The sequence below is a fragment of the Paenibacillus xylanexedens genome, from assembly GCF_017874615.1.
GTDB lineage: Bacteria > Bacillota > Bacilli > Paenibacillales > Paenibacillaceae > Paenibacillus > Paenibacillus xylanexedens.
On sequence record NZ_JAGIKV010000011.1, the window covers coordinates 189,339 to 198,602 of the forward strand.

5 protein-coding genes are annotated in these 9,264 nt (G+C 45.3%); 2 read left to right on the forward strand and 3 right to left on the reverse strand.

Going from position 1 to position 9,264, the window contains the following annotated elements:
- Positions 1-15: 15 nt before the first annotated feature.
- On the reverse strand, positions 16-3,756 hold the full coding sequence (locus J2Z28_RS16450; protein ID WP_211083294.1) for an alpha-L-arabinofuranosidase C-terminal domain-containing protein: 3,741 nt from the start codon (positions 3,754-3,756) through the stop codon (positions 16-18).
- Positions 3,757-4,141: 385 nt separating this feature from the next.
- Here J2Z28_RS16450 and abnB point away from each other — a divergent pair, with 385 nt between their 5' ends.
- Positions 4,142-6,559 (forward strand): arabinan endo-1,5-alpha-L-arabinosidase AbnB, encoded by a 2,418-nt coding sequence (abnB, locus tag J2Z28_RS16455; RefSeq protein WP_211083295.1) that lies wholly within the window; start codon positions 4,142-4,144, stop codon positions 6,557-6,559.
- 199 nt (positions 6,560-6,758) lie between these two features.
- Here the strand turns inward: abnB and J2Z28_RS16460 are convergent, their stop codons facing one another.
- Entirely contained in the window at positions 6,759-7,313 is a 555-nt protein-coding gene (locus J2Z28_RS16460) for a helix-turn-helix domain-containing protein (RefSeq protein WP_036608360.1), read from the reverse strand.
- Positions 7,314-7,442: 129 nt separating this feature from the next.
- Here J2Z28_RS16460 and J2Z28_RS16465 point away from each other — a divergent pair, with 129 nt between their 5' ends.
- Positions 7,443-8,024: a LysE family transporter gene (locus tag J2Z28_RS16465; RefSeq protein ID WP_211083296.1), complete on the forward strand. Its 582-nt coding sequence runs from the start codon at positions 7,443-7,445 to the stop codon at positions 8,022-8,024.
- A gap of 53 nt (positions 8,025-8,077) precedes the next feature.
- On the opposite strand, the gene J2Z28_RS16470 is transcribed toward J2Z28_RS16465, so the two are convergent.
- Complete coding sequence (locus tag J2Z28_RS16470) at positions 8,078-9,055, reverse strand: MBL fold metallo-hydrolase (RefSeq protein WP_211083297.1); 978 nt, start codon at positions 9,053-9,055, stop codon at positions 8,078-8,080.
- Between the last annotated feature and the right edge of the window lie 209 nt (positions 9,056-9,264).

Here is a 9,264-nt window from a genome sequence, read left to right on the forward strand (position 1 = left end):
GTTCACGATGTGGATTTAATTCAGAATATCCATAACTAATACATTCACTGAATGAGCTGTTAAGTTAACCATCACCGATGTATCGGACAGTGTGATCTCCTGTTCTTGGGGAACCACTTTCTCATCATTCTTCTGATTCACATTCGGAACATGAACCAAATGACTTTCTCCAGTAAGCGTGATCAATCTGGCTGAAGTATCAACCTTCAGATCCTGAAGACAAATCCGGGTTGATTTATCTACACCATCTGCATTCACCAGTTTCACATATACATGCCGTGCGTCCTTCGTAACGGAGTGGAATACTTCCCGGTTGTAAGCTTCCAGCTTGTAATCCAGAACCTTGCTGGTATTGCGACCGTCTGTATAGGAGCAGATCAGATTCTTTCCTGTGTCCCCACCATAGTTAACCGTGATCGTATAATCGGTCCCATTCTCGAGTGGTTCATAGTTGGCTGCTCTCAGGTTACCTGCTGCCGAGCTGGATGAATAATCTCCCAAGGTGTAACCCTCGATCCCTTGTTTGTACACCTTCACTCCCGTGGCATTTCCCCCGTAACTGATTGCGTACTCGATGACATCCTTGTTTTCGGGCGAGATATCCGTCAGTCCCACGCCAATGTAAAAACCATCCTCACCTGACATTCTTTCAGCCTCAACGTGAACTTTGTAGTTGGTCCATTCGTCATTCAGCAGGTACAATCCATTTAATCCACTTGATTGTGCCTTTAAAATGAGCCCTTTCCCTGCAGTTAACGTGTATCCTTCCGATCCGGGAATCTGTCTCCATGCCTCACTAGGCTCTGTACGTTCCCTGAAATCTTCATTAAACATCAAACTGCCATCCACATTGGACGTGACCGTGACTCGTTTCACCACGATGTCTGCATGACCTGTTGCAATCTCGATGCCGCCACGCGGAATGAGATTCAGCGGTTTGCCTTTGCTATAGGTGGAGAATGAAGTCTCAAGCACCTGATCCCCTACATATTTTGCAAAAAGCTGCTGTACATAATAATTCGGTGTATACCATACGGTTTCATCATCAAACCAGATGCAGTCTGGCGTCCAGCGGTAAGTACCGTCCGTTAGTACTTTGTTGAACAATGGCGCATAGGCAGCCAAACGAACAACGTCCGCGTTATTTTCAAACCCTGTCATGATCGCAGCTTCAGCAACTGCACCTGCCAGCGTGTTTTTGTCCGTGGAAGCATATTCTCCCACAAATACTTTGGATGTTTCTTTCCAATCGATACTTCCATCTTCATGATAAGCCCGGTCATAATAGTTGTACCGATCCGCGTTATTCAGCAAATATTCATTGGAGCGGTAGTAGTGTTCATCTGCAATGGTGTCCATGTAATTGTCCTGATTCTCATACCAAGTTACGGTCTCCTCAATCACCTCAGCACCATCTGCAAAAGCAACCTGAGCTGACCCGGTGAGGTTCCCACTGAGGAATTTCCATCCTTCCTGGTACGCATCATCATCTGCTTGAGCACCAACCGTCGAGATAATGTGCAGCTCATGATCAGGATAGTTCAGTTTCACGTAATCATCTATCGAACGTTTGAATACTTCGAAGTTGGCAAAAAATTCAGTGCCCCAGTTCTCATTGCCTACGCCCAGATAACGAAGATCAAACGGTTCAGGATGGCCCATCTGGCTTCGTACAGCCGCCCATTCGTTGTGTTCAAAGTCTGTACTGAGCGCAAAGTCGATCAGGTCTGTAAAGTTGCGGATATAATAATCCCTTAAAGCGCCACCCGCAGGGTGAGCATAATCCGAGCGTGCCTGACACAACACACCGCAAGCCATGACTGGAACCGGAGCGGCATTCAGATCTTCCGCCAGTTGGAAGTACTCCATATAACCGAGGCCCATCGTCATCATGTAACCCCAGACATTATAATTCTCTTTGCGCAGCTCAACCGGACCCACAGAATCCTTCCAGTCATATACGTTATCCCAGATAAAAGATCCCTCCGAGATACATCCTCCCGGAAAACGCAAGAACTTCGGATGCAGATCTGCGAGTGCCTGGATTAGATCTTTTCTCAATCGATAGTTCGGATTACCTGTGTAGTTGGCATGTGCTGAAGCCGATATTCCCTCTTCTGTCGGATCAGCCCCCCATACATTCTGAGGGACTAAGGACACCATATCAATGGAGATGTCACCTGCAAACATAAGTGCCAGTTGACCAAGTACAGTCTCCGTTCCGGTTAGAGACAAACCGTATTTCTTCCATGTGTTCCCACCTTCAACATGCAGCGTTACCGAATCACTGATGGAAGTGTCACTTCCATCCTGCAATTGAACAGTGATCGTTCCTGCCGATTCTGCTTTTGCCCATACGGTAAAGTCATATGATTCACCCTGCTTGATGGACATGGCACAATGCTGGTTAGAGTCTGAGAATCCGCGATTCCGAATCGTTGCCCCATCCTGAACCGTTACATAATAAGCATTTACTTCAGGGTCTTCCACGTTAAAGTGAACGTTCAGTCCATCCGTATGCTGTACGAGCATTTTCTCGGTGTCGCCTGACCAGGCAAACAAAGGCTCACGATTTCGACCTGTCGAACAACCACATTCTCCAGAATCATGTGAATATGTATCAAATGTAAAGGATTCAAATGATCGATTCTGAACAAGCTCTGCATAGATTCCGCCATCTGCCGCGTTGTTAATATCCTCGTAAAAAAGCCCATACATGACTTCACTGATATCCGCCACCTTCTGATCTCCATGGATGGTGACCGTATAAGGCGGAAGATGGGCCGGTACAACAGACACGTCAAAGCTTTGGCTCAGCTTACTGTCACCTCTGTTCAGAAGCGCACGGAGCGTAACCTCCTGTGCCGATGTGATTGCCTGAACTTTTCCGTTCTCAGACAGGACTTTCGGATTACTGGAACTCCATTCAACAGACACTTTACCACCCAGCAAGTCTGCAGGTAATGATACATCCTTGGTGATGATTCGGTTGGGGAAGGACAGGTACTTGTCCACCGCAAGCTTCACAATCGCTTCATCTGTCAGTGACTCACACATCACTTCAATGACTTCATCCATGGTGAGCGCTGCCCCATAGATCCGAAAGTCGGATAACGAACCTGCAAAATCTACATCCGCTGCATACTGGGAACGTGCAATATAGTTCTGGCTATAATTCTCAGAATCGGTGAACGTATCAAACCATTCGCGCAGTTTGGCATAATTGCCACTGGATGTCTGACTGATCGAACCATCTGCCGCCTTCTCCCCGTTCACATATACTATCGGACCCGCATTGCTCAACGTTCCCCCTTGGCTGCCTGCCACGGAGAGTGCAATATGCAGCCATTCTCCACTTGCAACTCCTCGACTTGGGTGGACAACCAGATTATCGCCGGCATATAACGTTCCCAGGAGCTGACGTGTCAGAAATAAATACGGTCCCTTCTCCCCTTTGCCAAAGTCAAAAATGCGTTCCCACACATTAGACCCCTTACCGAGAAACACCCAAGTGGCAATCGTAACTCCCGTGTTATCGCTTACATCCCGAAGCAGATTCGAGGGTAATTGCAGATAAGAAGTTCCATTCGCTCCCCCGTTGAAAGTCACCGCCGATCTTCCTTTCAACTCGGATATCACAGGTAGAATCTCACCTTTGGCTATACCATCATGTCCCTTACCGGAGCTGTCCTTCCCGATCTGAACGGTATCTTCGAACGTGTATTGTGCAATTAATTGATTTTGATATGTTGTCATGTTCTTACCTCCTATGTAGTTGGGAATTGTCGGTTCATCCTTTTAATTCGTATTAATATAAAATGATTGATAAATAGTTAAATACATTTCTTAAACGTAATAATATCGCATCATCGATCCCCATTTCAATCCTAAATTTGAGAAAGACAACTGGTTTATTTGAATCTAATGACCTTTATCGGCTCTTCCCGTCTCTTATTTATTTTTCATTTTACTCTTACAAACATTACATTTATGGTTTACAAACATATAAATCAATTGATAATATAACAAATGAAAGCGCTTGATATAATGAAATACTCAAAGGAGGTCTGCCGAACCTTTTATCGTGTGTTGCCAAGTATCGGTTGATTTTTCATTCCGGGGAATAGGAAAGGGGAAACGTATGAAACGTTATTGGGTTCGCGTACTTAACATTTCTGTGCTAAGCACCACTTTACTTACTGCAACAACTTTGGCACCGGTCTCGGTGTTCGCAAATGGTTCAGGGGCAACCGTGGGTAACTCGCAGACTTCCACCACACCTCTCGCAAATCCTGCTCCAACATTTAAAAATGTTTCCGTTCATGATCCTTCTGTCATTAAGGTGGATGATACGTTTTATATTTTTGGTTCACACCTGCAAGTAGCCAAGTCTAAAGACTTTTTGAACTGGGATCTGGTAGCCTCCGGCGTTACAGATAACAATCCTGTTGTCCCCAATGTAACCAAGGAATTCGCTGAAGCGTTGGAGTGGGCGCAGACGGATACGTTATGGGCAGCAGATGTCATTCAATTGGCGGACGGCAGATTTTATATGTACTACAATGCTTGTAAAGGGGACTCTCCGCGATCAGCGCTCGGCATTGCTGTCGCAGACAATATCGAAGGCCCTTATAAGGATCAAGGCATTCTGTTAAAATCCGGCATGTGGGATCAGATTAGTGAGGATGGTACCATTTACGATGCAACGATTCATCCCAATGTGGTTGATCCGGATGTCTTTTATGATAAAAACGGCAAGTTATGGATGGTGTATGGCTCGTATTCCGGAGGGATTTTCATTCTGGAGATGGATGCAACGACAGGTAAACCACTGCCAGATCAAGGTTATGGCAAAAAGCTGACCGGAGGCAATCATAGTCGTATTGAAGCACCTTATATGCTCTACAGTCCAGAAACCGATTATTATTATCTGTACCTGTCTTACGGTGGACTAGGTGCTGATGGAGGATACAACATTCGTGTTGCTCGCTCCCAAACACCGGATGGACCTTTCCTCGATGCGGAAGGAAACGATATGATCAACGTTAAAGCAGACAAGGATAAACCATTGTTTGATGATCGTTCTATTGAGCCATTTGGAGTCAAATTGATGGGGAACTTCCTGTTCGAGAGACAGATCGGTGATCCGGGCACAGGCCTAGGTAGCGGCTATGTATCGCCAGGGCATAACTCTGCTTATGTTGATCCGGAGACTGGCAAACAATTTCTCATCTTCCATACCCGCTTTCCAGGGCGTGGCGAAGAGCATGAAGTTCGCGTGCATGAGATGCATATGAATGCAGATGGTTGGCCCGTTGTTTCTCCATATCGCTATGCGGCTTTGGGAGAGGATACCACGCAACTGACAACTCAGGAGATCGCTGGTCAGTACCAATGGGTGAATCATGGTAAGGACATCACGGCGGACATCAAGCCATCCCAGACCGTTCAGTTCACGGCAGATGGGCAGATTCATGGTGCCGTGACAGGAACATGGAGTCTTGGCACAGACAACAAGGTTCAGATCACATCGAATAACGTTGTGTACAAAGGCGTTTACACACATGAATGGAATTCGGAATCTCAAAGTACGGTTCTGACCTTTAGCGCGCTCTCATCCTCCGGAGTTTCCATCTGGGGAAGTCAAGGTGTTGAAAGGAGTGATCAAGACATTGTAGATGCGGTGAAAAAGGACCTGAGTATCAGCAATACGGATCACGTGTTCTTTAATCTGACTCTGCCTACCAAGGGAACAAGTGATGCAGACATTACGTGGAAAAGCTCCAACACTTCGGCTCTATCCTCTACAGGTGTAGTGCAGCGACCACGCGCTGGTAAGGGCGATGCCAAAGTGAAATTAACCGCAACGATTCGTAAAGGAACTGCGGTAAGCTCCAAAATGTTTAACGTTATCATTCCACAGCAAGCGGTAAGCCCACTGCTCGGGGAGTATACTTTTGAACACAAGAAACTTGCCAAAGTTGTACAGGATTCCAGTAAAAACGAATATCACGGGCAAGCCTTTAACGTGGTCAGTTCTGCTGCAAGTGGCAAAAATCAGGCTGCTACATTCAATGGGACAGACAGTTACATTCAGTTACCTGGACTCATTACAGATACAACGGATTTCACGTTTAGCGCCTGGGTAAATTGGGATGGCGGCGGGTCCTGGCAGCGTATTTTCGACTTTGGAAATGGTTTAACGAGACATATGTTCCTTACTCCCTCCCAACATAATGGGGCGTTACAATTTACCATTCATAATGAGGGACGGGATCAGAGCCTGACTGCAGCAAAACCACTGCCTTCCAAAGAGTGGGTTCATGTCGCTGTAACCCTTCAGGGTGATGTGGGTACTCTATATGTGAATGGTACATCGGTTGCAAGCAGCTCTGAGATTACTTTTAACCCAAAAGATCTGCAGGTAACGGAAGCTTATGTGGGCAAGAGTCGTTATACGGCTGATCCGTTCTACAAAGGCAGCTTGGATAATGTAAAAGTATATGATAAAGCATTAACAGCCAAGGAAATCCAGCGTCAGGCCAAAGAAAAGCCATAATTCAGAGTCCCCTTCGCTAGAGGTTGGGACCCCATAGTGCACACATCAATAAAGCAGCCAATGTTTTGAACTGAACCCTTTGTGAGACACGACTTACAAGGGAGCAGTTCATTACATCAGGCTGCTTTATTGTCACTTCGAATAATGAATGCATCCACTCATTCATCGTTCGTTACATTCACAGTTGGATCTTTGCATCTCACTTCGAATAATGAATGACCATGTTGAATTTGTTCGTCTTAGCACCGGAGTTAACGTAGGCGTGAGGCTTGTCCGCTCCAAAACGGATCGACTCCCCTGAACTCACCGTATAATCTTCCGCCCCTACTCGAATCGTAACTTCACCTTCAAAGACCGTAATAAACTCTTCCGTACCTTCGATATGCGGTTCAGCTTTCAACTCAGACTTGGGGTCCATCTCCATCATATATATTTCAAAGCGGCGTCCTTCTTCAAAAGGAAAATGCGGATAAATCCGAACCCTTCCCTCATCCTCCATCAATACTTGAATATCATCCCCCGTTACAACGGTAGTATCTGACTTCGGCTCGTGAATCAAAGCAGTGAAGGAGGTTTTCAAGCCATTAGCAATCTTCCATACGGTTGCAATGGATGGATTGGATTCACCACGTTCAATCTGACCAAGCATGGTCTTGCTAATACCAGACATTTCGGCGACCTTGTCCAGACTAAGTTTTCTTTGTTCCCTAAGCTGTTTCAGGTTCTGAGCAAGAATACTATTAATGTTTTTCAAAGTTCATCCTCCTCTTTTTATAATTATGTTGTGCTATATAACGCACATGTTGTACAATAATAAAGACCGTACGTTATAACGTACATTTCAGGTCATTATATCACACAACTAAGAAAACGTGGAGGAACCATGAACATTATACCTTTAGTGACCTATGCAATCATCGCTTCATTTACACCCGGACCCAACAATATCATTTCCATGACGCATGCCAGAAATCAGGGTTTCCGCAAGACCCTTCCGTTTATCAGTGGAGTTGCAGCCGGCTGCCTGCTAATTATGTTTCTGTCCAGTTATTTCAACCTTATTCTTCATCAATATATTCCTAGGATCACACCCGTCTTAAACGTGTTAGGATGTGTGTACATGCTCTATCTGGCGCTCAAAATCATGCGAAGTAAACCTGCAGATGCGCAAGAAAACAAGGTCAATCATTATTCATTTCTATTTGGGTTCACCCTGCAATTCATCAATCCCAAAGTCATTCTGTATGGGCTTACTGCCATATCCGTGTTTGTTCTGCCTCTTGGGCAGTCCCATGTTCATTTAATTGTATTTTCCTTACTGCTCACCCTCATCGGTATTAGTGCCAATATGACGTGGGCGTTCGGTGGCATGTTATTCCAGAGCTTTTTATTAAGATACGAGCGTCCTGTTAATATCGTCATGGGTATGTTGTTAATTTACAGTGCACTATCGATCCTGATGTAAAATGTAATAGAAAAAGCGTCCACTCATTTGATGAGCTGAACGCTTTTATTTTTTTATCCTAATTCCGGTCTCCACCATGGATGTGTAGGGTAATGCTCCGTATGAAGCACAACTTTCTCGCCGATTTTGGGAGTTGCAATCTTAACGTTCAAAGCATGTGCAGCCTTCGTAATCCGTTCGACTGGTTCATTCCAGGCATGATAGGCCAGCGTAAATGCGGCCCAATGAATCGGGATAAGCAACTTACCCCCTACATCCAAGTGTGCTTGCACCGTTTCTTCCGGCATCATGTGAATGTTGGACCACCGCTCGTCATATTGCCCACATTCCATCAAAGTGAGGTCAAATGGACCGTATTTACTGCCAATTTCCTTGAAATGAGGACCGTATCCGCTGTCACCACTAAAGAACACCTTGGTATGTTGTCCAGCGATGACCCATGAACACCATAAGGTAGAATTACGGTCGAATAATCCTCTGCCCGAGAAATGTCTTGCTGGCGTACAAGCAAATGTTAGACCCTTGAACGATAACTCATCCCACCAGTTATGCTCGGTAATCTGTTCCGAAGGCACACCCAGTTGAATCAGTCGACGACGGACGCCAAGCGGTACGATAAATCGTTTTGTTTTATCCTTTAATCTGCGGATGGAGTCATAATCCAGATGATCATAATGGTCATGCGATATAATGATTGCATCCAGCGTTGGGAAATCTTCCGGTTGAATTGGTAGATTGGTGCTGTAACGTTTGGTACCCACCCAGGATACTGGAGATGGACGATTGCCCAGCATCGGATCAAAGAGCAGTCTGTGCCCTTCAATTTCGAGTAAAAAAGCCGAATGTCCGAACCATGTAACCTGTGGATTATCGGATGCACTGAAGGTTTCAGCAGGTTCACATATCTCCATAGGCATCGTGCCAGATGGCCTCCGCTCTACATTGCCACGCATGGAATCTCTCAATATACTGATCAAGGACTTGAAGTTCATGCCTGCTGATGTCGGGAGCTGATTTTCGTATTTTGTCATTGTGCATACCCTCTGTTCTATATAATCAATCTAGGTTCAATATTTGAATGAGAACTATTCATATCGTAGCTATATATTAATTCATTGGCCGTTGATATTCAATTTTCGGCTAATTAACTGTACTTGCCCAAAACTAGTTCCATGAAATGTAAATAGAGACACGCTTGACTCTCTGCGTAAAATAGAAGTACGACCAAATACTCTACGCA